The organism is Pseudomonas sp. TMW22091 (assembly GCF_022496705.1).
In the GTDB taxonomy this organism is placed as follows: Bacteria; Pseudomonadota; Gammaproteobacteria; order Pseudomonadales; family Pseudomonadaceae; genus Aquipseudomonas; species Aquipseudomonas saxonica.
In genome coordinates this window covers 282759-307548 of sequence record NZ_SCFI01000004.1, presented here as the reverse complement: position 1 = coordinate 307548, position 24790 = coordinate 282759, and the positions used below count along the sequence as shown (strand labels likewise).

The following is a 24790-nucleotide window of genomic DNA, read 5'->3' as shown; positions in this document are numbered from 1 at the left end:
TGCCAGTAGCGGTCGATAAAGTGGTGCTAAGTATTTTGCGTTCTGGGAGTGAGTATGCGTATTCGTAGCGGTTTGTCTCTGGCTGGGTGCTGGTTGGCGTTAAGTTTGCCGGTGATGGCGTCGCCTGCAAGCCAATTGGATTTTGGTCATCCAGCACCTGCCGCCAGCGCTACGCGCACGGTGGAGGTGGACATGAGCGACATCGCGTTCAGTCCCAAATCTTTGGACGTCAAGGCCGGGGAAACGGTGCGCTTTGTGCTGGTCAACAAAGGCCAGCTGCTGCATGAATTCAATCTGGGCCATGCTGCCATGCACGCGGCGCATCAAAAAGAGATGCTCGAGATGCAGCAGAACGGCATGCTTACGCCGACCGGAATGAGTCACGAGAGCATGGACCATTCGGCCATGGGGCATGGTGCAATGAAGCACGATGACCCCAACAGCGTGTTGGTGGCGCCCGGTAAAACGGCTGAGCTGACCTGGACTTTTACCAAGACCGATAACCTTGAGTTTGCCTGCAATGTGCCGGGTCACTATCAGGCGGGCATGGTTGGCGCGGTAAAAGTTGCACCTTAAAAGTGGCTGATCGTCTGCGGGCGCTGAAAGCCTGGTCTAAACCCGATAGAATCGTCGGGTTTTTCTAGCCAGGTTTTTTACCATGCATCCCGCAGCCGAACACTCGCCGCTGGGCAAGTCCAGTGAATACATCAGCACCTACACCCCGTCCTTGCTGTTTCCTATCCCGCGTGCGGCTAAATGGGCAGAGCTGGGCCTGAGCGCCGACACGTTGCCGTATGTCGGGGTGGATTATTGGAATTGCTTTGAGCTTTCGTGGTTATTGCCATCGGGCAAGCCGGTGGTGGCCATTGGCGAGTTCTGCTTTGCCGCAGACTCACCGAATATCGTCGAGTCCAAATCCTTCAAGTTGTACCTGAACTCGCTCAATCAGACCGTTTTTGCCGATAAACACACCCTCGAGGCGACCTTGATCGCCGATTTGTCAGCCGCGTCAGGTAAACCTGTAGGCGTACGCGTACGCAGCCTGGATGACGTTCAGGCTGATGGTGTGGGTATTTTGCCGGGCGTTTGCATTGATGATCTGGATATTACGGTCAGTGATTACGAACAGCCGCGTCCAGAATTGTTGAAGTGCGATGAGTCGCGGGTCATTGAAGAGAGCGTATACAGCCATTTGCTCAAATCAAACTGCCCGGTCACAAGCCAGCCAGACTGGGGCACGGTGGTGGTTGAGTACCGCGGTGCAGCGCTCGACCATGCCAGTTTGCTGGCGTATCTGGTGAGCTTCCGTCAGCACTCGGACTTTCATGAGCAGTGTGTGGAGCGAATCTTTTTGGACGTGCAGCGCTTGCTCAAGCCCGAGAAGCTAACCGTATATGCGCGCTATGTGCGACGCGGCGGGCTGGACATCAACCCGTACCGCAGCACTGAGACGGCTGAGTTCCAGAATGTGCGGTTGGTGCGTCAGTAAGTCAAGAGCCCCTCACCCTAGCCCTCTCCCAGAGGGAGAGGGGACTAAAAGCAAAAGCAGATTTGCGTAACGCCACCAATCAAGCTTTCTCCCTCCGGGAGAGGGGGCTACAGGCAAATGCAGATTTGCGTAACACCGCCAATCAAGCTCCCTCTCCCTCTCCCTCTGGGAGAGGGTTGGGGTGAGGGTCGGTCGGTCAGCCGTTATTCAGCGCCTTGGCCTGTTCCAGCACCGCCTCGACATGGCCCGGCACTTTCACGCCGCGCCATTCGTGACGCAGCACACCGTCCTTGTCGATCAGGAAGGTGCTGCGATCCACGCCCATGTATTCCTTGCCATATAGCTTCTTCAGCTTGATCACGTCAAACAGCTGGCACAGGGCTTCGTCCTTGTCGCTCAGCAACTCAAACGGAAAACTTTGCTTGGCCTTAAAGTTCTCATGGGACTTGAGGCTGTCACGCGACACACCGAAGACTTCGGTGTTAGCCGCCTGAAACTCGGCATAGTGATCGCGAAAGCCTTGTCCTTCTGTGGTGCAACCCGGCGTGCTGTCCTTGGGGTAAAAGTAAATCACCACCTGTTTGCCCTTCAAAGCCGACAACCTGACGGTCTGCTCGCCAGTAGCCGCAATCTCGAAATCGCTGACGGGTTGGTCAATTGCAACGGTCATGGTCATGTTTCCTTACATCGGGTTTTGTGGGCGCCACGGTTCAATCAGCGCATCCAGATTCAACGCGTCGGCGAAATCCAGGAACTGGTCACGCAACCAACTGATTTGTACGCCAGCCGGCAGGGTCACGGTAAACGTGGCGTTGAGCATGGTGCCGCCGGTTTGAGGTGCCTGATAGGTGTCGCAGGTCAGGTTTTCGAGCTCGACATTGTGGTCCATGAAAAACTGGCACAACTCGTTGATGATGTCAGAGCGGTAGGCCGAGCTGACATACGCCACATAAGGCAACGCTTGAGGGCGGGTTTCGAGTGCAGCACTGCGCACCACGTTGACGCTGAAAGCATGCTTTTTGGCCAGTGCAGGCAAGCCGGCTTCGAGACGTGCCAGCGCATCCCAGCTGCCGGTGACTTCCAGCACCAGCGCGCTGCATTCACCATGGCGAGTGAGGCGGGAGGTCACGACGGCACAGCGATTTTCATGGCTGGCGCGGCACAGGACGTTAGTCAGCTCCATTGGGTTGGCGCCAAGGGCACTGATGACAAGGAATTGTTCGCGAACTGTGGGGGTGGACATTCAGCCTTCCTAAAACGATGAGCGGTCGGTACGGTGGATGGGCTGCGCAGTTGATTCAGGCCGTGCCAAGCGCTCCAAAGGCCCGCCTGCTGGCCGTTTGCACGGTATGCAAACACGTCCCGGAGGGGCGGGGGCAGGGCGTTGGGCGCTTACAGAAAGACCTGTAAAACACACGCACACACACATCAGTACCAATCAAAGGATGAAGGGTAGCGAAAAGCAGCGCGAAGGGGAATGCTCATCGGGCGCGCTGTTGCTTGTGCAAGGGTCAAGGCGCCAGTACCATTACGGCTCTCTTTTTCCGGCAGGAGCGGTTGCATGATTGCGGGCAGTATGGTGGCACTGGTCACACCTATGGATGCACAAGGTCGTCTTGACTGGGACGCTCTGAGCAAACTGGTTGACTTTCACCTGCAAGAGGGCACCAACGCCATTGTTGCCGTTGGCACTACAGGTGAATCGGCAACTCTGGATGTGAACGAACACATCGAAGTGATTCGTTTCGTCGTCAAACAGGTGGCAGGGCGTATCCCGGTTATCGCGGGTACGGGCGCCAACTCGACGCGTGAAGCGATCGAACTGACCAAAAATGCAAAAGATGCTGGCGCCGACGCGTGCCTATTGGTCACTCCGTACTACAACAAGCCAACCCAGGAAGGCTTGTATCAGCATTTCAAGGCCATCGCTGAAGCAGTCGATATCCCGCAAATTCTTTACAACGTGCCGGGTCGTACGGCCTGCGACATGCTGCCAGCCACCGTTATTCGCCTGTCCACCGTGCCAAACATCATTGGCATCAAGGAAGCCACGGGTGATTTGACGCGTGTACCAGCCATTCTGGCCGGTGTGAGCGATGAGTTTCTGGTGTACTCCGGTGATGACGCCACCGCAGTCGAGTTGATCCTGCTCGGCGGCAAGGGCAATATTTCGGTGACCGCCAACGTCGCCCCGCGCGACATGAGTGACCTGTGTGCCGCCGCGATGAAGGGCGATGCCGTCAAGGCTCGCGCGATTCACGAAAAGCTGATGCCGCTCAATAAAACTCTGTTTATCGAATCCAACCCTATCCCCGTGAAATGGGCGCTGCACGAGATGGGCCTGATGCCGGACGGTATCCGTCTGCCGCTCACCTGGCTCAGCGAACCCTGCCACGAACCGCTGCGTCAGGCTCTGCGCCAGTCCGGTGTTTTGGTTTAATTGAGGAAGCACTACGCATGAAGCGATTGGCCGGACTTTCCGCACTAGCCGTGATTATTTCGAGCACCAGCGGCTGCGGTTGGCTGTGGGGTCCAGAAGGTTACTTCCGTGACCGTGGCAGCGATTACCTGGAGGCGCAACAGACCGCGCCGATGAAATTGCCGCCGGGTGTTGTGACAGACAAACGCCTGGTGCCGTTGTTGCCGATCCCGAGCAACGTGCCCGATGACAACATCAAGGGCGAGTTCCAGGTGCCGCGTCCGCAGCCATTGGGCGCGATTGCCAGTGCCAGTGACTACACCCTGCAAAAAAGCGGCGACAACCGTTGGGTGATGGCGCAACACGTGCCGTCAGAAGTCTGGCCGGTGGCCATGCAGTTCTTCCAGGACAACGGTTTCCGTATTGACGAGCAGCGTCCGCAAACCGGCGAGTTCACCACGAGCTGGCAGCGTGCAGACGAGCTGTCGCAGCCAATGGCTCGGCACATCGCCAGCAGCGGCCTGTCGGCAGACAGCGAAACCCGCCTGCGTGTTCGTATCGAGCCGGGCGTTCAGCGCAATACCAGCGAAATCTACATCGTCAGCGCCAATCGCCCAGCGGGTAGCACGGCCAATGTTGATTTCGGTCAGCGGTCGGTGAATACCGGTCTGGATGCGGCATTGGTCGACGAAATGCTGATCAGCATGAGCCGTAACGCCGAGAAGGGCAGTTCGGTTTCGCTGGTGGCTGCACGTGATTTCGACACCCCGGCTCGCGTCAGCCTGAGCGAAGACGGTAACGGCAATCTGGTCTTGAGCCTGAACGAAGACCTCGACCGCGCCTGGTCGAGCGTGGGTCGTGCGCTGGAGCAGGGCGAGTGGCGCGTCGAAGACATCAACCGCACCTTGGGTCTGTACTACATCAACCTGGCCGAAAAAGCCGAGAAGAAGGATGACAAGCCTGGCTTTATCTCCGGTCTCTTCGGCAGCAAACCGGACAAGGAAGAAGTGGACGCGCGCGCGCAGCGTTATCAGGTTCGTCTGAGCAAGGTTGGCGACACCGTGCAGGTCACTGTCGAAGAAAACATCAACAAAGTTGCACCGCCAGAAGTGGCTCGCAAAGTGTTGGGCGTTATCCAAGACAACCTGGGCTGATCATTTATGCGTTTTGCCGTTCTCGGCAGTGGTAGCCAAGGGAATGGCACGCTGATAGCCAGCGATAGCACGTATGTACTGGTTGATTGCGGTTTCTCGTTGCGAGAGACCGAACGCCGCCTGGTTCGGTTGGGCGTCAGCCCGCACCAGCTGAGCGCGATTCTGGTGACCCACGAACATGCCGATCATGTGCATGGCGTGGGTTTGCTGTCTCGGCGTTACAATTTACCGGTGTACATGAGCCGTGGCACACAGCGCGGGATGCGCAAACCGATTGAGCCTGCCGGTTACGTGGCGGGTGGCGAGACCTTGCAGATCGGCGCGCTGGAAATCAGCGTGACTCTGGTTGCCCATGATGCCCAGGAGCCTACGCAATACGTTTTCAGTGATGGTCAGCGGCGTTTTGGCTTGCTGACCGATCTGGGTTCGTACTGTGCTGGCGTACTGGCCAGTTACAGCAACCTCGACGCGCTGATGATCGAGTCCAACCACTGCCGCGACCTGCTTGCCCGTGGCCATTACCCTGCCTTTCTCAAGCAGCGTGTTGGCGGGCAGGAAGGACATTTGAACAACCACCAGGCTGCAAGCCTGGTGGCCGAGTTGGGCTGGCAAGACCTGCAACATTTGGTGTTGGCCCACCTGAGCAGCAAGAACAACCTGCCGCAGCTGGCCCGGCAATGTTTCGTCGACACCCTTGGGTGCGACCCGGACTGGCTGCAACTGGCCGATCAAGATTCAGGGCTCGACTGGCGCACAATCGCCTAGCCCACCTACTTAGCATGCGGAGCCCATCATGGAAAAACGTGAAGAACTCTATCGCGGTAAAGCGAAATCGGTTTACACCACCGACGACGCAAACCGCTTGATCCTGTTGTTTCGTAACGACACTTCGGCGTTCGACGGCAAGCGCATCGAACAGCTCGACCGCAAAGGTATGGTGAACAACAAGTTCAACGCCTTCATCATGCAGAAACTCGAAGAAGCCGGCGTGCCGACTCAATTCGACAAGCTGCTGGGCGACAACGAATGCCTGGTGAAAAAACTCGACATGATTCCGGTCGAGTGCGTTGTGCGTAACTACGCTGCCGGTAGCCTGGTCAAGCGCCTGGGTGTGGAAGAGGGCATGAAGCTCAACCCTTACACCTTTGAGCTGTTTCTGAAAGACGACGCCAAAGGCGACCCGTTCATCAACGAATCCCACGTTGTGGCATTTGGTTGGGGCACGGCCGAGCAACTGGTTCGCATGAAAGAACTGTCCCTTAAGGTCAACGACGTATTGAACAAGCTGTTCGACGACGCTGGCTTGCTGCTGGTGGACTTCAAGCTTGAGTTCGGTGTATTCCACGATGGCAGCATCGTGTTGGGCGACGAATTCAGCCCGGACGGCTGCCGCCTGTGGGACAAAGCCACTGGCAAGAAAATGGACAAAGACCGTTTCCGTCAGGGCTTGGGTGACGTGATCGAAGCGTACGAAGAGGTTGCCCAGCGCCTCGGCGTTCCGCTTTAAGCCTTAAAGGCGCGCAAGCAACTGATAGCACGCGGTTTTTTTGAAATAAGGCTTTGCCAGATTCGAAAACCGCTGTTATTATTCGCGCCGTTGGAGAGATGCCAGAGTGGCCGAATGGGACGGATTCGAAATCCGTTGTACTGGCGACAGTACCTAGGGTTCGAATCCCTATCTCTCCGCCATTATTGAACAAGACGAAGCCCCCGTAATCATTGATGATTGCGGGGGCTTTTTCGTTTCCGGCATTTGACCACTCCCAATACCCCATCCGAGCCAGCTGGCACTTTTTGTTCAGCTATGTGATTCGATGGGGGGGGGGTCCTATGAGCTCAGTCAATGTGCCCACAGGATGATCCAGCGACGTTATTGCGAAGCGGCTAGCTCGCATTTTTGCAGGTGGGCTTGACCTACAGCCTCAGGCACCACAGTAAGACTGGCACCACCTACAAATACGCCGATCTTTATTGACTGTCGGATGTAGTAATTCTTGCCACCTACCGCGACCAGGTTAATCACGTTATCGCTGAATTCCGATTCTGTACCAATCTTATGGCTACCAGCGTTTACAAGTCGGTAGAAGTAAACGCGATTAGCTGTTTCACCAATTGTCTCGCCATCAAGAGTGACTGTCTTCTTCAAGCCCTGCCCAGCGAAGCTGTCTCGGTAAATGTACAGCCCGGCTTGATCTTGTGGGGGCGCTGAGAAGGTCTTGAGTTTGGCGTCTGCATCAGGGGCGCCCATTGGCACGGATGCGCAGCCGGTGAGGATGATTAGGCCAATGGCGGCGACGAGCAACTTAAAGTGAGTGCGCATTCAAATTCCTTGTAGTGCAGCGGTTGAGCGTTCATGTGAGGCGACTCCAGATCACCGATAGTGGCATTTTGACATATTTGAATGAGAGGGCACACGGTTTTACTGCCTGATCACGCTGGGTGAATAGCATCAGCGTGAAATGAACCTGAAGATATCCGGTCGTGCAGGACGCCGTTTGTAGCCCTTGGCGACAGGTTTCGATCAAGGTTTCAACGGCAGAAAAGTAGGTGCTTGAGGCTGGAATATTGTCGTTGTGCCGCAGGCTTCCGAGCTATGATTTCGCATTGATGCGCGAAATAAAGACGTTTCCAGCAGCGAGCATGTATGAGTGTGGAAGTACCGACTTCTTTCAACACCACAAGCCAGTAGCAGGTACGTGCTGATGGTCCACTCTAATCAGGGTTGCGCAATACATGGCCGCGAGGGTAAAGGCGGGTGACGGTTGGGGTAATACAAATAGTAGTCTGAGAACGGTGGGCAGCAATCTTCCAGCAACCACTCTCAAGCTTTGCGATAGCAGAACACTCACGTATATACCCCACCGCCCTGGCAAAAAAATGCACAGCCAAACTGGCGTTTGATCTCCCGAAAGGGGAGGTTGCCTTAGCCAGTAGCTGTGCTTAGATGTGCCTACTTGGCGGGGGCGATTGATTCAACTTGCTCCGCTGTAATGGCCTTGCCCTGGCGTCCCCATTGAGCACGCATCCAGGAGGCCAACCCCGCAACTTCTTCAGCGCTCATTCGATCCGCAAACCCTGGCATGGCATACATGCGCTGATTACCCGCGAACGTTTGTGTGGGAATGCCCTGCAAGATAACGGTAAGCAAATTGACCGGGCTGTCCATGAGTACAGCAATATTGCCATTCATGGGAGGCGCCACATTAGGGATTCCTTCGCCCTGGGTACCATGACAACCCGCACAAGCGGACATGTAGCTCAGTCGGCCGATCTGCAATGCAGGATCAGTGGCCTCAGGCAGTGGCTCAGGCCCTTTTGCTGGGGTCAGTAATTGGCCGTCGTTGTCTGTCATCAAGTAGGTCGCGATAGCCTCTACATCTGCCGGTTGCATTGCACTGGTAGAGAAGTGGGTGACCGTGTACATGCTGCCAAAAGCCGTGCCTTGGTCAGACACACCTGTACCTAAATACTGACTCAAGGAGGAGGGGGTGAAGCCGCGTGTTGCCAGGGTGTGTGCGGTGATGCTCGGTACAACCAGGCCATCGACTACGTCTCCACCCTCTAAAGAGCGTGAGAACGAAACACCCATCGTCACATTTCGCGGCGTATGGCAGGCACCGCAATGCCCTAAGCCTTCCACTAGATAGGCACCGCGCAACCATTGTTCCGATGCTCCCTCCCGTGCAGGCGGTTGACGGTCTGGAAAGTTGATCAATGCCCAAAAGTTCATGAAGGGTCGAACCGGGAGCCTGAACACACCGGTGTTAGCCACGTTGGGCTCTGCAATCGGCGGCACATTCATGATGTAGGCATACAAGGCATCAATGTCTTCAGGGCGCGTGATGTGTGTGAAAACAAAAGGCATGCCCGGATACAGATTTCTGTTGCCGGGTGCGATGCCATCACGCAGCACACGATGAAAGTCTTCACGTGTGTACTTGCCTATCCCAAAAGTTTTGTCGGGCGTGATGTTGGTCGAATAGAGCGTGCCAAAGGGGGTGCCAATGGGTACGCCGCCGGCACCTCGTGGCCCATCAGGCAAAGAGTGACAGCCCATGCAGTTGCCGGCTAATGCCAGCTCACGACCACGTGGGAGCAACTCCTGGATTTGCGCTTCAGTCAATGGCTGTTCTACACCCGGTGCAACGGTGGAGGGGCGGAACAGACCCAGCAGTATGGCGATAGCAATCAAAGCGACTACCACTGCCAAAACCAGCAAGCCATTGCGTAAACGATTACGTCTCATCGCCTGCTCCTTAGTCGATTACACAGCCAGGCGTCTTAAGCGCGACGTCCTGAACGGCTTGGTAGTAACGGACATAGCCAGTACAACGACAGATGTGGTCATTGAGGGCTGTTTCTATTCGACTTTGTAAGTCGGCCCGTTTTACAGGTTGGCGCTTTAAGGACTCCACAAAAACGGTGGCTGCGGTAACGAAACCCGGCGTGCAATAGCCGCACTGAAATGAAAAGTGCTCGATAAATGCCTGCTGAATCGGGGTCAGGTCGCTCACCTCGCCATGCTCATCCCGCTTGGCTTGCCCTTCAATGGTAATCAGCGTTTTGCCATTGAAAAAATGGGCGTCAAAGATGCACGTACGCGTCTCTATGGGGATCCCGTCGGGTTGTATTTCCATGACGGTGCATGCATGGCAAATACCTTGCCCGCAACCAAAACGAGTGCCTGTCAGATCAAGGTGATCATGCAAGAAATCGATCATGGGCATGCCCACGGGTGCGTCTACCGGGCCCACTTTCTGACCATTTATCGTGAGAGTCAGTGAGCGTTTCTCAATACTCATATCATCAACGCCTTTTTAATTTTGCTGGCTGTCACAGGAAGACGATAGAAACGCGTTCCAATGGCATGGGTGATGGCGTTACCTGTCGCCGCTACCACCGGAATCATCACCACCTCGGCCATGCCTTTGGGGGGCGATGTTTCAGTGAGAGGATCGAGATAGGTGGCTGTTTGCGTCCATACGGCAACATCTTTGGCTCGTGGCAACCTGTAGCGGTTGAAGTTCCAGGTGCCGTTCCCGGGCCCATCACCGTACAACGGAAGTTCTTCCATCAGCGCGTGGCCAATGCCCATGGCCAGGCCTCCTTGCTGCTGACCCGACACCAGGGCGGGCACAACGATATTGCCGGGATCGAGCAAGCTGTGATGACTCATGATCTCAACATGCCCTGTGAAGGTGTTGACATTGAGTTCTACCAGGCAAGCTGCGGGTGTGTAGGTGGTCACACCTGCGTTATTGCGCTGTGCAGCGGGAAATTGAACGCGACTGCGCTTGATAAAGTCATAGCCGCCGGTCGTCATTCTCCCTTTGAGCGACTCGGGAGCATTCTCTCCATAGCGCACTGCGATGGCATCTACGGGCAGGCTTTTAACCCCTAGTCCCGGAATGTCGAAATCCGCGCGAGCCCATTCCCAGCGGCTAAAGCAGTGCAGCGCGACACCCGTGACAAGCCCCATTTCATGCGCTTTACGGGCTATTTCTTCGAAAGGGATTGGCGTCATGCCACCACCGCCGATCCCGCCAGGCACCGCCCTGAGGTCTTTGGCGGTCATATAGCCACTCGCCAGTTGCCCCCCTGCTGGACCACTGCTCCAGATTGCCTTGGCGGCAGGCCAAATAGTATTTTCACTCAGAAACTCAGCGGCTTGACGTGTACCAAATCCGAGGAAGTAGACACTGTTCGAAGCACTCATCGCGGGCAAAATGGCCGGCACCCAGAAGGGGTCGCGTGCAAGCTCATCCTGCTGTTCTTGGGTGATAGAGAAAGGCTCGAAATTACTTTTGAGCGGTAGTTGCGCGAAGTCGGTTTCACCGAAAATGGCCACATCCGGCGCTTTGCCCAATATGCGCTGCACCATGACCTGCTGCGCCGTTGTAGCACCGGTACCAATTTCTTGTACGCAATGGCGCATGGTTATCTTGCCGGTTTTATCGAACTCCAAGAGCAGTGCCGTGGTGTCAGCTCCCGTTCCATAGTCTTTCTGAACTTGTGCGAAGCCCACGCCATAGCGACGACCGGGATTGGCGGCGTCATATCTGGCTTTTTCCTGTTCGCGTTTTTGCCACAGTGGGTGCTTTGAAGCGAGGTCGAGCATTTCCAGATTACGTGGGTCACCCAGTTGCACTGCACCTTGAGTGTTTGGATCTCCTGCCCGTAATGCATTTCGCTTTCGCAACTCAATGGCATCCATTTTCAACTCTGCAGCCACTTCGTCCACCAGCAGTTCGGTGATCGACATTGCCTGGAGAGTGCCGTAGCCGCGCATTGAGCCCGCTTCGACTGCAGCGCTTGCAATGGCTGCGGTGGCCAGGTCGGATTTAGGGAAGTAATAAATCGACTGGGCTGCGGTAGCAGCAACTTGCGCCACTGAGAAAGAGAAGTTGGCGCGACCACCGCCATTGCAGTTGTAGAACGTTTTGAGCACCTCAAACTTCCCGGTCTCGCGATCGGCTACCAGCGTGAGGTCCATCTCAATACTGTGACGCTTCATGCCCATCTGAAACTGGTCGTAACGGTCATTCGCCAAGCGCACAGGCAGGCCATCGCCATAAAAGCAGGCAGCAATGGTGTAGAAGGGAAAAATGGAGTGATCTTTAGAGCCATATCCAACGGTTGTGCCAGACACAAGCTCGATGTTCTCAACGGGAAAGCGCTTGTTGTCTTTGACCATGAACGCGGCCACCCGCGCAACTTCATACGGAGATTGCGCCGCAATCAGTATATGAAGGGTACGCGTCGATGCGTCATACCAGGCGTTGCCGTTATCAGGCTCCATGGCACTGGGGTCAATAGACTGTGAAAACCCTTGGCGTTCTATCACCAGCTTTTCAGGGTTGTTGCGGGCCGCTTCGATCTCGGCCTCAATAACAGCTGCCGCCGCCATACCCCGGCGCATCGGCTCATAGGTCTGCTGGGCCACTTTTAAGGGGTCGCGAACACCTCCGCCACCGCGATGAGGCAACAAGACTGAGCGCGGAACAAATAGGCCGTCTGGATCTGCTTTGGGCCAAGTCGGCGTATCGCCGTCAAAATTGCCCCATATGACAGCATCTTGCATAGGTGCAAACGCTGGAGGGTCAGATGGCTTCTCGCCTCCAACTCGTACATAACGCGCCGCGCCATAGTTGGGAGGGGGTTTCAATCCTGTCTGCTTGCCATATTTGATTGCAGTGGCTTCGAATCGCAAACGCCGCCTGGCCGCTTCGAAGCGGTCAAAATCATGGTAGATCAACAAAGCCACGGGATGTCCGTAAAGTGGCGCGGTATCACCAGCAGGAAGCAGAAAGTTTTCGCCATAAAAGCCAATGCCTAAATCGGCTAATTCGGGGACGCGCACACCGTCTTTTGCCATGTCCTCATGCTTCAACACGCGATCTGGCTGCAAGTCTGGCCCGAGCATGGAAAGGTCAATGTCCTCGAAAGCGTGTTCGACATCGATGGCCTTGAGGAAAAAACCATGCGCCTGTTTGTCAGGCCAGCCAGGCAGATTTTTTGCACGGAAGTCACGTGCAAACACTTTTTGACCTGTGACTTTTCTAATCGCATCCCATCGGTATTTAACACTGCCATTGGGCGCCATCCATTCGGATGTTTGCGGTCCTGAATGTATTTCACGCGCTTGAAGAGCAGGTAAGCGGCCAAACATGACAGTGATGCCGGCAAACGTTCCTAGCTTGATAAAATCGCGTCGATTGATACCTGAAGCCATTTTTGCTTCCTCTAAACACTGCCTTACCGGTTTGAGTCGTTATTGAACATAGGTACAAGCGTATGCAGAAAATGAGTAGATGTACGATTGAAACCCTTGGCAAAAACGATTAAGCATCCTGTCCAAGTTATGGACTATGGTTGTCGGGCGGTTCAACTCACCCACGTGCGCTCAAGTCGCTCTTTTTTTGATTTGCCTGCACTAACTTGCATCACAGGTTCAAGGGCGACGCCATTTTTAATGGCAATAATCTCCGCCATAATGCTCACCGCAATTTCAGCCGGCGTTTTGCTGTCGATGAATAAACCTATCGGCCCGTGCAACCGTTGCATCGTTTCTTTTTCAATCTCGAAGTGCTCCATCAATCGTGTGCGCCGGGCCTCATTGTTCTGACGCGAACCAATGGCTCCTACATAAAATGCGGGACTCTGCAACGACGCGATCACGGCCAAATCATCAAGTTTGGGGTCATGACTCAGCGTCACCACACATGAACTTGGATCTGGCCTGAAATGGATAACTGCATCATCGGGCATGCACCGTAACAAGGGGACTTCGCACTCATTCCAACTGTAAGTATGTTCCGGGCGGGGATCGCACACGGTGACTGTAAATCCTGTGCTCTGTGCTATCGATGCCAGGTATTTGGCCAACACACCTGCGCCGATTAGCAACATGCGCCATTGTGGCCCGATGTACATGACCAACTGCTGATTATCCAAGAATAAAGGTGCGTGTTTATTGACGACGGTCAATTGCACATTGCCCGACTTGCACTCCACAGTGCGCCGAACTAAAGCACCGGCATTTAGATAGTTCAGAAGTTGTTCAAGCTGCTCTGCGCAAGGATTGCGCTCCACCAGCAACTCAACGGTGCCCCCGCAAGGCAGGCCAAACCGATGGGCTTCCTCTGCGCTCACGCCATAACGAACCAGCGTGGTGGGTGGCGTCGCCTCAATATCTGTAAAACGATCAAAAAGGTCGTCTTCAATACAGCCGCCAGAGACAGACCCCACCATTTCTGCGCCTGCTCGCAGAGCTAGCATCGCTCCAACAGGGCGAGGTGAAGACCCCCAAGTCTTTACAACGGTGATGAGTAATGCGGCATGTCCTGCTTTTCGCCATGCGTGTAGTGCACGCAGAACCGTTATATCAACAGCATCCATGGCTTCTCCGCCAACAACGATTTGAAAAATAACAGTGGTGATTGATGCAACGCCAGCCCGCGGGTTTGCGAGAATGTTCGTTGGTGTTGATCTCATGCTCGATGCTTATTCTTCAACCAACTAACGGTGCCGGGTGCCTGCACTGTAAGTGTGCATTCTCTATCGCCGCGTTCCTGTTTGACGTGTGCAAGCGCTTAGAATCTTTTATCCGTCAGCGCTTGATTGACTGAGGGACTATAGTTGTTTTTTTGTTTTGGTCAACTCTTGGGCGGCTTTAGTAATCTGCAACTTTTGATATGAGCCGCCCGGCTAGCGCCTATGTTTCGATGATCGTAGTCGTTGCTTATGCCGTCAATGGCAGAGGCTTCTTCAATGGATAGATTGTGTATTGATAGTTATTCTCAGTACGCGCCCTTATCCTTAGGCCGAAACTCTTTATATTTGACATTAGTTAAAACGTAGACTTTTCTATAGTCGCTTTTTATAAACGTGCTGACAAAGTTGTAAGGCTCAAGGAGATTGTTGCGTGAAAGGAGTCACCACTTGTGGTCTGGTTGTCTCGACCTTATTACTGTCCCTATTGGCACATGCCGCTTCACCTGCAGACACTGCGATAACTAACGCTGGTTTTATCGACGCAGCAGGCCCTGTTGCTGCCGCGCAGTTTGAGCACTTCAAAACCATTATTTTGTTGATGCTCATTGTGGTGGTGCCTATTTTCATCCTCGTCCCGTGGGTCCTCTGGCGCTATCGTCGAGGAGGCCGCGGCGCCTATCGTCCTGACTGGGACTTCAGCTGGGGCAACGAAGCGGTATTGTGGGGCGTTCCCATCATCCTGATCATTGTTCTCAGCTCCGCGCTGTGGGCACACGCTCACAAATACGACCCTTTCCGCCCGTTGGGCGCCGATCCCCTGGAGATTGAGGTCGTGTCGCTGGACTGGAAGTTCCTGTTCATTTATCCGCAACAGGGCATCGCAACAGTGGACTATCTGGCCTTGGAGCAAGACCGCCCGGTCAGATTGAAGCTCACCAGCGGTACCGTCATGCAGTCCTTCATGATCCCGCAATTGGCGGGGCAGATTTACACCATGGCAGGCATGACCACTCAACTGAATTTACTCGCCGACCGCGCGGGTGAGTATCTGGGCCGAAATACCCAATACAACGGCAATGGTTTTGCCACCCAGTCTTTCCGCACGGCAGTGATGCCAAAGTCACAGTTCGACAACTGGGTACACAACACGCAAAAAAAAGAACAGACCCTGGACTTAACGGCCTACGAGGAAATGTTAAAGCCCAGTATCGAGCATGCACCTCGTTATTTCGGCACTGTCGAAGCCGGTTTGTTTGACCATGTTTTAGCCAGTTTTACCTCCGGGCATTCCCATTCCAATGGCAGAGCCGCCGAGGTCATATCAGGGCGCGAGCACCACCCATACACCAGTCATAAAGGGGCAGAGCAGTGAGTTGGGAGACTATATTCGGGCAACTTAACTGGGACTCATTGGTCTTTACCGGCGCCATAAAACACCCTTCTACGAGCGAGTTCGTTGCTTCGGCTGCAGGCAGTATTGTGATCCTGGGTGGCCTCGCTGTTGTGGTTTTGCTAACGGCAATGCGCTGGTGGGGACCGCTGTGGCGAGACTGGTTAACCAGTGTCGATCACAAGAAAATTGGCATCATGTACATCGTCATCGCGCTGGTCATGTTCTTGAGAGCACTCATCGAAGCCGGTGTGATGCGCTCCCAGCAACTGGCAGCCTACGATGGGGCGGGCTACCTCTCAGCCGATCACTTCGGCCAGTTATTCACGACCCACGGCACCATCATGATTTTCTTCGTGGCGATGCCTTTCATCACGGGGCTCATGAATTACGTCATGCCCCTGCAGATCGGCGCGCGCGATGTCAGCTTCCCGCTGCTGAATGCGATTTCCTTGATGCTTACCGCCGCAGGTGCCGGGCTGATTATGGTGTCGCTGGTCGTTGGCAAGTTCTCTACGGGCGGCTGGAGCGCCTACCCTCCGTATACCGGTATCGAATTCAGCCCCGGTGAAGGTGTGGACTATTGGATATGGTCGGTCACCCTGGCCTCGATCGGCTCGACGCTGACCGGGCTCAACTTCGCCGTGACGCTCTATAAAAAGCGTTGCCCTGGCATGGGTTTCTTTCGCATGCCGCTGTTTTGCTGGACGACGCTTTGCACCGCTATTTTGATGATTTTCGCTATGGCGCCGTTAACCGTCGCTACCTTGATGCTGGCCCTGGATCGCTACGCCGGTTTCCACTTCTTCACGAGTGGTGACGGTGGCAACATGATGAACTTTGCCAACCTGTTTTGGCTGTTCGGGCACCCAGAGGTCTACATTCTGTTGCTACCGGCACTGGGGGTGTGGTCTGAAGTGGTATCGACCTTCGTCAGCAAACGAATCTACGGCTACACCTCGCTTGTATACGCCACCATGTGCATCGCGGTGCTCTCGTTCGGCGTGTGGTTGCATCACTTTTTCACGATGGGGCAAAGCGCCAACGTCAACGCCATATTCGGTATTGCCACGATGATCATTGGCATACCGACCGGGGTTAAGGTCTACGACTGGATTCTCACCATGTATCGGGGGCGTATTCGTATCACCACGCCCATGCTGTTCCATATCAACTTCCTGTTGACGTTTGTACTGGGCGGTATGACCGGCATATTGCTGGCTAATCCTACCGTCGACTTTCAAGTTCACAACTCACTGTTTCTGATCGCACACTTTCATAACATGATCATTCCGGGGGTTCTGTTTGGCATGTTTGCCGCCGTTCAATACTGGTTTCCAAAAGCCTTTGGGTTCCGCTTGCACGAAGGCTGGGGCAGGGCGGCATTCTGGGCAATGGCGCCCGGCTTTTTGCTGGCATTCTTCCCGCTCTACTGGCTTGGCATGATGGGCGCGCCGCGCAGAACCGTGATGTGGTCAGACCCTGCATTTTTGCCTTGGCTTGCGTTGGCGATGTTGGGAGCCGCGTTGCTGCTTGCCGGTACCGCTTTCTTACTGATTCAAATTGCAGTTTCGATTCGCCAACGCCGCCAGCTTGCAGTTCCGCTGGGCGATCCGTGGGACGGCCGTTCTCTGGAGTGGTCGATCCCTTCGCCTCCACCCGCCTGGAATTTCGCGGTCGTGCCCCAGGTCAACAGCCGCGACGCTTTTACCGAAGCCAAAAAGAACGGCGTCGCCTACCAATCGCCCGCGAGCTACAGCGACATCGAAGTGCCGGGCAACTCTGTGGCCGCGCCGCTGATTGGGATCTTTAGCTTTACCTTGTCGTTTGCTCTGGTGTGGCATATCTGGTGGCTCGCAGTGCTCTCGTTCATCCTGGTCTGGGGTGTGGTCATCGCCCGTTCGTTTGTTTCGCACACCAGCGAAATCATTCCGGCAAGTCAGCTCGAAGCTGCAAACGAAGCCTTCCTTGCAGCCGTTCGAGCGGCGCCTGGCGTTACCCGGGATCTGGAAATGAGCCCACAAAATCATGGCAAGGCCGCACCGGATCGGGTGGAGCAGCCCAATCAAAAAGTTCCTCGTCAGATCATGGAGTCAGCGATATGAAGGCGCCTCAATCCCTGCACCCAGGCTTGAATTTGGGCGTGACTGACTGCAAGAGCCACAAAAAGGCCGAAGAAGTCATTTTCGGGTTCTGGATTTTCCTGATGAGCGATCTGGTGCTGTTCGCAGCACTGTTTGCAACGTATGCGGCCATGAGCACCCAGGGCATCGCTCATGGCCCTGGCCCGTCAGACGTCTTTGACCTTGGCCCGGCGTTGATTGAAACCCTGTTACTGCTGCTTTCCAGCTTCACGTTCGGCTTCGCGATGCTGGCGATGAAGTACAGCGCCAGCCGCCGAACGCTCCTCACGTGGCTGGGTTTTACTGCATTGCTGGGCATTACCTTTGTCGCTTTTGAACTCCACGACTATTACGTGATGATTGTCACTAAAAATGCGTGGCCGCAAACCAGTGGCTTTCTGTCCGCTTACTACTTACTGACAGGAACCCACGCCGTACACGTGTCGGCCGGCATCTTGTGGATGCTCGTGCTGGCCATACAAGTGATGACTGTCGGGCTCAATACGCCCGTCAAATTGCGCTTGCTGCGTCTGGCGTTGTTCTGGCACATGCTGGACATCGTGTGGGTTGCAATTTTCACCTTCGTCTACCTGTTCGGAGTCGCAGTATGAACCCGCAAACCTCTCCAACCCGCGACCTTCAGGCCGAGTCTCGCCGCGAAAAACGCAGTTATTACATCGGTATCTGCGCGGCACTGATCCTGACCCTGATCGCCTTTGGCCTGGTGTGGCTTAAGGTCGTTGCAGGTACTCAAGCCTTGGTCGTATTGGGCGTGCTGGCACTGCTGCAAGTGGTGGTGCACTTGCACTATTTTATGCACATTGATTTGGGCCAATCCCATCGCGACGACCTGATGCTCATTCTGTTCACATCGCTGATACTGCTGTTAATTATCGCCGGCACTGTGTGGATCTTATGGGACTTGCATGCGCGCATGATGTGAATCAGGGGCAATTGAGCGTCTGCTGATCATTGCCGTCTTTGCGAATTACCAAGCCTTGATCAACATAAAAACCCCTGAGAGGACGAACCTCTCAGGGGTTTTTTATGTAAATCGCCGCTGTATGCCACTCCACAGACAAGCCATCACGGCATTTGCGGCAGTTCTTGTGCGCGTAAATCGAACACCAGCACTTCGGCGTTATTCCCGTGGCTTAACGTCAGCAGATGTTCCTCGCGGACTCGCACACCGTCACCTGCCTGAAGTTGCAGGCCATTAAGCTGAACGCTGCCGCTGGCCACATGCACATAGGCGTAACGATTGGCGGCGAGTTCCAGCGTGGCAGTTTCATCGCCATCGATCAGTGCGGCGTAGACGCGCGCATCCTGACGCACGAGCAGCGAGCCCTGCTCACCCGTCGGCGAGATGATCAGTTGCAGGCGTCCGCGTTTCTTTTCTGCGCTGAAGTGCTCTTGTTGATAGCGCGGTTCGGCGCCGCTGACGTCAGGCACGATCCAGATTTGCAGAAAGTGCACGGGCTCAGTAGGTGAGTGGTTGTATTCACTGTGCGCTACGCCGCTGCCTGCGCTCATCAATTGCACGTCACCCGGACGTATCACCGAGCCTGTACCCAGCGTGTCTTTATGTTCCAGCGCGCCTTCGAGCACGTAGGAAAATATTTCCATGTCGCGGTGCGGGTGTTGGCCAAAGCCTTTGCCGGGTGCGACGCGATCGTCGTTGATGACCAGCAGATCAGAGAAGCCTTGTTGATTCAGATCGCGATAGTTGGCGAATGAAAACGTGTGGAAGGATTTCAACCAGCCGTGGTCGGCTGCGCCGCGATCCGAAGCTTTACGAAGAGTCAGCATGATGAAATCTCCTGAGGGGACGTTGATTCGTCCGGGTGAGGAGAAGGTTAATAGTTATTCATGCGTGCAATAAGTAGGTGAAAATTGTAAGACTGTCATTATCAAGTTGACAATCCGCAGCGACGAACTTTGGATAAAGGCGATCTACCCGATGAAAACCGTGGCAATGGTGTTGTTCCCCAATTTTCTTCTGCTCGACATGGCGGGGCCCATGGAGGTGTTTTCCATTGCCAATCGTTATTTACAACCCGATAAGCACTATGAACTGACCACCATCGGCACCGAACCTGGGCTGCTGCGTGCTTCCTGCGGCCTCAACGTACAGGCCGATCTGCACATGGATCAGGCAGGCGAGTTCTATGACCTGTTACTCATACCGGGCGGGCCGGGTGCCTATAACGATAAACCGCCTTTGTTACTTGACTGGCTCAGAGGCGCTGTCACCCGGGCCGGTCAATACGGTTCGATTTGTACCGGGGCTTTTGTGCTGGGCTTTGCCGGTTTACTCGACGGCTTTCGTGTCACCACTCACTGGCATTACACCGAGCGGCTGATCAAGGCCTTTCCGGCAGCGAGTGTGGAGACCGATCAGATTTTCGTGCAGGACCGTCAATTGATTACATCAGGCGGCGTCACGGCCGGTATTGACCTTGCGTTGTCAGTGGTCAGTAACGATCACGGTAAAAAAGTCGCTCAGGATGTCGCCAAGGTGTTGCTGGTAGTGATGAAACGCCAGGGCGGACAGGCGCAGTTCAGTCCATTGATGGCGGCAATTGGGCCACATGAAACGACGATCACCCGGGTTCAGCAGCAGGTGCTGGAGCAACTCGATCAGACGTTCACTGTCGAATCGCTGGCGCGGATGGCCAGTATGAGCTCGCGTCATTTCGCCAGAGTGTTCGCACACGAAGTAGGCATGACCCCTATGGCGTTTCTTCAGAACGCGCGTATCGATCACGCCAGACAGTTGCTGGAGACCAGTGATTTGCCTTTAAAAACCGTGGCTTTTAAAAGCGGTTTCGGCAGCGTACGGCATATGCGGTTTCTGTTTAATGAACGGCTTGGCCTGACTCCGGCCCAATACCGGGAGCAGTTCAGCTAGCGCGTTATGTCCGTAAGGCGCACCGAAATGGCAGTTTCGCTCCCATCGTGGCCGTTGTGCTGTAACAGATGCCTGCCAAGATAGGTGAGAACTATTTGCAATGGAGGTGCGGGTCGCTGTGGCTGTTATTCAGTGACTCGCCAGCGACAAGTATGGGCAGTCTTTCGAACATTAACAGCGATGGGGTGCTGCTCTTTGGCTCGTACACCTTCCACGTCCGGCAGCGACTGATCCTTGACGGTGATCGGCCACTCAATTTAGGCGGGCGCGCACTGGACATCTTGCAGTTGCTGGTCGAGCGGGCAGGCGAGGTGGTCAGCAAGGATGAGTTGATCGCTCGTGTGTGGCCCGACACGGTGGTCGAGGCGATCAACCTTCGTGTGCATATTGCGGCCTTGCGTCGGGCTTTGGGCGAAGGACGCGCCGAACGGCGTTACATCACCCACGTTCCTCGACAGGGATACCGTTTTATCGCGCACGTACAGGGCCCGGGAACCTTGGGCGAGCCGGTGCTCAAGCCGTTACACAATTTGCCTGGACGGCTCACAACCCTTGTTGGTCGGGATTCTTACGTCGCCAGTCTGGTCAGGCATATGCTCGGTAAACGCCTTATCACACTGGTCGGCCCGGGCGGCGTCGGCAAGTCCACAGTGGCCTTACGCACTGCCGAGCTGCTGATGCAGCACTACCAAGACGGCGTTTGGCAAATTGATGCAGGCGCTATCGAGGATCCTGTCGAGGCGTTCGAGCAGATGGCCCTCAGGGTGGAACAAGCGCAGTGCCATGCCTTGCTGGTGCTGGATAATGCGGAAAACCGGCTGCAACGTTGCTACGAACTGGTCGAACATGTGCTGAGGGTCGCTCCCCGCGTGTCAATTCTGATCACCAGCCGTGAACCTTTACAGGTCGCAGGGGAAACTGTCTTGGCTGTGCCGGCGCTGAGCGTACCCCCGAGCGAAGGTTCGCTTTCGGTTGAGCAAGTTTTTGGCTATTCAGCCGTGCAACTGTTTGTCATGCGTGCGCGAGCCCGTCAGCAAGACTGGATCCTGCGCGAGCAAGACCTCGACGCCGTGGGGGAACTCTGTCGACGGCTGGACGGCCTGCCGTTGGCCATTGAACTGGCCGCATGTCACATCGATACGCTGGGGTTGGTCGGCTTGCTCGCACTACCGGACCACGGTTTACAGGGGCTGGCTCAGGGAAGACGAACGGCCGTTGAGCGGCATCAAAGCCTCAGGGCCACGCTGGACTGGAGCTATCAGCACCTTAGCCCGCTGGAGAAAACGGTATTGCAGCGGTTGTCGGTATTCAGACAGGCTTTCACATTGGCCGCACTGACCCGAGTGGCTGCTTGCCCAAGCGTAGTGCCGGCGCTGTTGGCCGCAGCCGTGGAACGCTTGGTGCTCAAGTCGTTTTTGACGATGGAGCAGGGCAGCCGCGCGCCCCGTTACTGTTTGTTCAATACGAGCCGGGCTTATGCCCGTGCGATACGTGAAGAACCTGACGAGCCCAAGCCAGGTCCGGCGTAGCCAACCCTTCTGTGAAACGGTTATAAATCGGCGCCAATAGCGTATGGGCTTGCGCGTTACGGCCTTGCTCGTGCCAGAGCAGAGCCAGAGATGTAGCCGTGCGTAGCTCCCAGGCCAGCGCGCTCTGAGCTCGCGCCACCGTCAAGGCATTGAGCAAGAGTGCTTGGGCCGCATTGGCGTTGCGCGCTGGGTCGTCGACCAGAAGCGCTTGGGCTTTAGCCCGCAGAATTTCCGCAGTACACCAGCCAGCCGCCCCCGTTTTGGCGTTGAACAACAGTTGATCGTCGACCGTGCTGGCGTCCAGCGTGAGCACAATGTCCTTGATCAGTCCTGTCGCCGGTTGTGCGGGTGCTGGGGCTGCTGAGCTGTCGATCACTTGCGCGTAATGCCGCGCCCACGTGTAAAACAGCAGCACCGAATGTTTCTGCGCCTGCTCCAGCAATAAACGCAACAGCTTTCGCGCTGTCAGAGTGTCGCCATTGTATTGGGCGATCAGGCAACTGCCGAGCGCCAGGGTGTAGCAGATCGAGTTGCCATGGTTGATCTGCAGCGCAATATCCAGCGCCTGACGAGCTGTGCGCCAAGCGTGTTCGGGTTGGCCTTGCAACCACAGGATGCGCGCCAGAATCGTCAACGCCGCCACACTCTGGTCGTACTGCACCCCAAAGCCGTGGGTAAAACGGTTGCGGTGCCCGCTATGGGCCATCCGCTGGATCACTTGTTCAGCATTCACCCGCGCCTGCCCCTGATCCCCGCTAAAGTGCAGTGCCAAGCCGCGCAAGCGATCCGTGCTGAGGGCCAGCACGGCGTCGTTGTTTAACCTCAGAAGGTCGAACTCCCGGCTTTGCTCCAACGCTCTTTGATAATTGCCACAACTGAGATTGACCGCCATATGCCCCGACACGGCACGCAGTTGCCCGGACACATCGTTGCATTGTTGGCCCATGATTCGGGCGCTGACAAAGGCGTCAATGGTCTCTGTCGTGCCGCCTTGGGTGTGATAACACGCGCTGCCCAAGGCCAGTTTGAGGGTCATTTCCAGTTCAGGTTGTGGCTGCGGCGGGACAGTCAGCAGCAAGAGGGCTTTGCGCACATAGTGGCCGTGCTCCTTGAGCAGCGACAGTTCCTGCCACAACGGTGCGGAGTGTGCGGCCAAACGGATTGCCAGCGCCTGTGGGCCATCACCGTTCAAACCCCAGTCCAGCACCCCGCGCACATCTTCCAGGCCGCGAGCGTAACGCTCGATCCAAAGGCTTGTCGTCACTAACTCCCAGTCATGCCCGGCATATTGCATCAGCTCAAGACAACGCTCGGCATGGCGCGTACGGGTGGCAGTCAACTCATCGCACTCGTCGAGTTTTTCCAGGGCATAGCTGCGGGTTGTGTCCAGCAGACGGTAGAACACGTTTTCGTCACCGATTTCGACATTGAGCAGCGATTTGGCCACCAATTGCGTAATGGCCCCCAGCACTTCGCCACCGATCACCGCCGCGGCTGATTTGACAGTGAAGCCACTGCGAAACACGCTCAGTCGACGCAGGCAGGTTTGCTCTAAGTCGGTAAGCAGGTCGAAGCTCCAGTCGAGAGTCGCACGCAGGGTTTGATGCCGGTGCAGGGGACTGTGCGAACGTTGGGCCTGCAGGCTGAAGCTGCTTTGCAACTGACTGAGCAAACCCGCCAGCCCCAATTGAGCGACGTGCCCGGCTGCCAATTCAATGGCCAGCGGAATGCCGTCCAGTCGCTGGCAAATGTCGATGGCCAGCGGCAACTGAGCGTCGTTGAGTTCAAAGTTGTCCTGACAGGTCATGGCCCGCTCGATAAACAGCTGCAGCGCCGAAAAACTCAGGGCATGCGCACGGTTGAAGGCCGCGCTGGGCGGCGGGCAATCCAGTGAATCCAGACGCTGCACGAATTCACCCTCGGCCCGCAGGCTTTCGCGGCTGGTGGCCAGAATATGCACCTGCGGCGCACCGCGCAGAATGTCTTCGCAGAGCACAGCGATGGCATCCACCAAGTGTTCGCAGTTATCGATCACCAGCAGCATCTGCCGGTCACTCAAAAATGCTACCAGTTCCTTTATGGGCTCGCCGTCAAGCAGCGACAGTTCGAGCAGCGTCGCCAGATGCGCAGTGATCAACTGTGGGTCAGTGAGCGCCGCCAAGTCCAGAAAACCAATACCGTCGCGATAGCGTCCGATCAGGTGCTCCGCCACGCGCAAGGCCACGGTGGTTTTACCGATACCGCCGGGCCCGACCAGCGTGATAAAGCGCTGGCGCGGCAATGCTTGCACCAGGCGCTCGACCAGCGGTTGACGCCCGAGCATACGGGTTTGACGCACGGGTAAGTTATGGCCTTCAGCCACAGCGTGAACGTCAACGCGCTCGATGGTTTCGACCGAGTACGGGGCGACAAAGCTGTAGCCGCGCTGGGCCACGGTAATGATGAAGCGCTGACCGTTCTGACCGTCGCCCAGCGCTTTGCGCAATGCAGCCATGTGCACGCGCAGGTTGATGTCCTCGACTACACTTTTGGGCCACACCCCGGCAATCAGGGTCTGCTTGCTGACCACTTGACCGGCGTGCGCCAACAGGATCAACAAAATGTCCAACGCCGGGCGGCCAAGGCGCACGGGTTGTTCGGTGTCCATCACCCGACGTTGTTCGGGGTAGACCCGGTAGGGGCCGAAGTGAATGGCCTCAGCTGCGGGAAAAGTCAAAGGAGCGCTCCGGCAAAAATTAACAACGTTTAACTCGTTCGATATCCGTTTACGCCTGACACTCT

Annotated in this window: 21 protein-coding genes and 1 tRNA gene; 13 read left to right on the top strand and 9 right to left on the bottom strand. The window is 55.7% G+C overall.

What is annotated here, in order from left to right; genetic code table 11:
* The first annotated feature begins 54 nt into the window (after nucleotides 1-54).
* Together copI and queF are read left to right on the top strand one after the other, a co-directional pair.
* Nucleotides 55-576 (top strand): copper-resistant cuproprotein CopI, encoded by a 522-nt coding sequence (copI, locus tag EQV93_RS10380; protein ID WP_146383847.1) that lies wholly within the window; start codon nucleotides 55-57, stop codon nucleotides 574-576.
* Nucleotides 577-658: 82 nt separating this feature from the next.
* Nucleotides 659-1489, top strand: coding sequence for an NADPH-dependent 7-cyano-7-deazaguanine reductase QueF (gene queF / locus EQV93_RS10375; RefSeq protein WP_146383846.1), 831 nt, complete (start codon nucleotides 659-661; stop codon nucleotides 1487-1489).
* A 196-nt stretch (nucleotides 1490-1685) separates the two neighbouring features.
* Here the strand turns inward: queF and EQV93_RS10370 are convergent, their stop codons facing one another.
* Both EQV93_RS10370 and EQV93_RS10365 read right to left on the bottom strand, forming a co-directional pair.
* The gene (locus EQV93_RS10370; RefSeq protein WP_240891509.1) at nucleotides 1686-2159 is read right to left on the bottom strand and encodes a peroxiredoxin; all 474 of its coding nucleotides are present in this window, start codon (nucleotides 2157-2159) and stop codon (nucleotides 1686-1688) included.
* Nucleotides 2160-2171: 12 nt separating this feature from the next.
* Nucleotides 2172-2732, bottom strand: coding sequence for a glycine cleavage system protein R (locus EQV93_RS10365; protein WP_016780071.1), 561 nt, complete (start codon nucleotides 2730-2732; stop codon nucleotides 2172-2174).
* A gap of 318 nt (nucleotides 2733-3050) precedes the next feature.
* On the opposite strand from EQV93_RS10365, the gene dapA reads away from it, so the two are divergent.
* The 5 genes from dapA to EQV93_RS10340 all read left to right on the top strand — a co-directional run bounded on the left by dapA (nucleotide 3051) and on the right by EQV93_RS10340 (nucleotide 6751).
* A complete protein-coding gene (gene dapA, locus EQV93_RS10360) occupies nucleotides 3051-3929 on the top strand; it encodes a 4-hydroxy-tetrahydrodipicolinate synthase (RefSeq protein ID WP_122781965.1) in 879 nt (292 codons plus the stop codon).
* 17 nt (nucleotides 3930-3946) lie between these two features.
* Nucleotides 3947-5062, top strand: coding sequence for an outer membrane protein assembly factor BamC (gene bamC, locus EQV93_RS10355; protein WP_122781966.1), 1116 nt, complete (start codon nucleotides 3947-3949; stop codon nucleotides 5060-5062).
* A gap of 6 nt (nucleotides 5063-5068) precedes the next feature.
* Nucleotides 5069-5827 (top strand): MBL fold metallo-hydrolase, encoded by a 759-nt coding sequence (locus tag EQV93_RS10350; RefSeq protein WP_122781967.1) that lies wholly within the window; start codon nucleotides 5069-5071, stop codon nucleotides 5825-5827.
* Between the two features lie 28 nt (nucleotides 5828-5855).
* Nucleotides 5856-6569 carry a phosphoribosylaminoimidazolesuccinocarboxamide synthase gene (purC, locus tag EQV93_RS10345; RefSeq protein WP_122781968.1) on the top strand — a complete coding sequence of 238 codons (714 nt, stop codon included), beginning with the start codon at nucleotides 5856-5858 and terminating at the stop codon, nucleotides 6567-6569.
* Between the two features lie 92 nt (nucleotides 6570-6661).
* Nucleotides 6662-6751 (top strand) — tRNA-Ser (locus EQV93_RS10340).
* A 181-nt stretch (nucleotides 6752-6932) separates the two neighbouring features.
* On the opposite strand, the gene EQV93_RS10335 is transcribed toward EQV93_RS10340, so the two are convergent.
* The 5 genes from EQV93_RS10335 to EQV93_RS10315 form a co-directional block, all read right to left on the bottom strand.
* Nucleotides 6933-7382: a DUF2846 domain-containing protein gene (locus EQV93_RS10335; RefSeq protein WP_240891508.1), complete on the bottom strand. Its 450-nt coding sequence runs from the start codon at nucleotides 7380-7382 to the stop codon at nucleotides 6933-6935.
* A gap of 630 nt (nucleotides 7383-8012) precedes the next feature.
* Nucleotides 8013-9308: a cytochrome c gene (locus EQV93_RS10330; protein WP_240891507.1), complete on the bottom strand. Its 1296-nt coding sequence runs from the start codon at nucleotides 9306-9308 to the stop codon at nucleotides 8013-8015.
* 10 nt (nucleotides 9309-9318) lie between these two features.
* Nucleotides 9319-9858, bottom strand: a complete 540-nt coding sequence (locus tag EQV93_RS10325) for a (2Fe-2S)-binding protein (protein ID WP_231984400.1) — start codon at nucleotides 9856-9858, stop codon at nucleotides 9319-9321.
* A gap of 2 nt (nucleotides 9859-9860) precedes the next feature.
* The gene (locus EQV93_RS10320; RefSeq protein ID WP_122781971.1) at nucleotides 9861-12794 is read right to left on the bottom strand and encodes a xanthine dehydrogenase family protein molybdopterin-binding subunit; all 2934 of its coding nucleotides are present in this window, start codon (nucleotides 12792-12794) and stop codon (nucleotides 9861-9863) included.
* 152 nt (nucleotides 12795-12946) lie between these two features.
* Nucleotides 12947-13960 carry an XdhC family protein gene (locus tag EQV93_RS10315; RefSeq protein ID WP_122781972.1) on the bottom strand — a complete coding sequence of 338 codons (1014 nt, stop codon included), beginning with the start codon at nucleotides 13958-13960 and terminating at the stop codon, nucleotides 12947-12949.
* Between the two features lie 526 nt (nucleotides 13961-14486).
* Between EQV93_RS10315 and EQV93_RS10310 the strand changes: the two genes are divergently transcribed.
* Genes EQV93_RS10310 through cyoD form a run of 4 tightly spaced genes read left to right on the top strand, consistent with a single transcriptional unit; the run spans nucleotide 14487 to nucleotide 18512 of the window.
* Nucleotides 14487-15428: a COX aromatic rich motif-containing protein gene (locus EQV93_RS10310; protein ID WP_240891506.1), complete on the top strand. Its 942-nt coding sequence runs from the start codon at nucleotides 14487-14489 to the stop codon at nucleotides 15426-15428.
* A gap of 11 nt (nucleotides 15429-15439) precedes the next feature.
* Nucleotides 15440-17551, top strand: coding sequence for a cbb3-type cytochrome c oxidase subunit I (locus EQV93_RS10305; RefSeq protein ID WP_425281164.1), 2112 nt, complete (start codon nucleotides 15440-15442; stop codon nucleotides 17549-17551).
* On the top strand, nucleotides 17548-18180 hold the full coding sequence (locus tag EQV93_RS10300; protein ID WP_240891505.1) for a cytochrome c oxidase subunit 3: 633 nt from the start codon (nucleotides 17548-17550) through the stop codon (nucleotides 18178-18180). The genes EQV93_RS10305 and EQV93_RS10300 overlap by 4 nt, the downstream gene beginning before the upstream one ends.
* Nucleotides 18177-18512, top strand: coding sequence for a cytochrome o ubiquinol oxidase subunit IV (gene cyoD, locus EQV93_RS10295; RefSeq protein WP_122781975.1), 336 nt, complete (start codon nucleotides 18177-18179; stop codon nucleotides 18510-18512). The genes EQV93_RS10300 and cyoD overlap by 4 nt, the downstream gene beginning before the upstream one ends.
* Before the next feature lie 143 nt (nucleotides 18513-18655).
* Here the strand turns inward: cyoD and EQV93_RS10290 are convergent, their stop codons facing one another.
* Nucleotides 18656-19378 carry a pirin family protein gene (locus EQV93_RS10290; protein WP_146383835.1) on the bottom strand — a complete coding sequence of 241 codons (723 nt, stop codon included), beginning with the start codon at nucleotides 19376-19378 and terminating at the stop codon, nucleotides 18656-18658.
* Nucleotides 19379-19529: 151 nt separating this feature from the next.
* On the opposite strand from EQV93_RS10290, the gene EQV93_RS10285 reads away from it, so the two are divergent.
* The gene (locus EQV93_RS10285) at nucleotides 19530-20480 is read left to right on the top strand and encodes a GlxA family transcriptional regulator (protein WP_146383834.1); all 951 of its coding nucleotides are present in this window, start codon (nucleotides 19530-19532) and stop codon (nucleotides 20478-20480) included.
* Nucleotides 20481-20632: 152 nt separating this feature from the next.
* Nucleotides 20633-22009, top strand: a complete 1377-nt coding sequence (locus tag EQV93_RS10280; protein ID WP_122781978.1) for an ATP-binding protein — start codon at nucleotides 20633-20635, stop codon at nucleotides 22007-22009.
* Here the strand turns inward: EQV93_RS10280 and EQV93_RS10275 are convergent.
* Nucleotides 21939-24725, bottom strand: a complete 2787-nt coding sequence (locus EQV93_RS10275; protein ID WP_240891504.1) for an ATP-binding protein — start codon at nucleotides 24723-24725, stop codon at nucleotides 21939-21941. The genes EQV93_RS10280 and EQV93_RS10275 overlap by 71 nt on opposite strands.
* Between the last annotated feature and the right edge of the window lie 65 nt (nucleotides 24726-24790).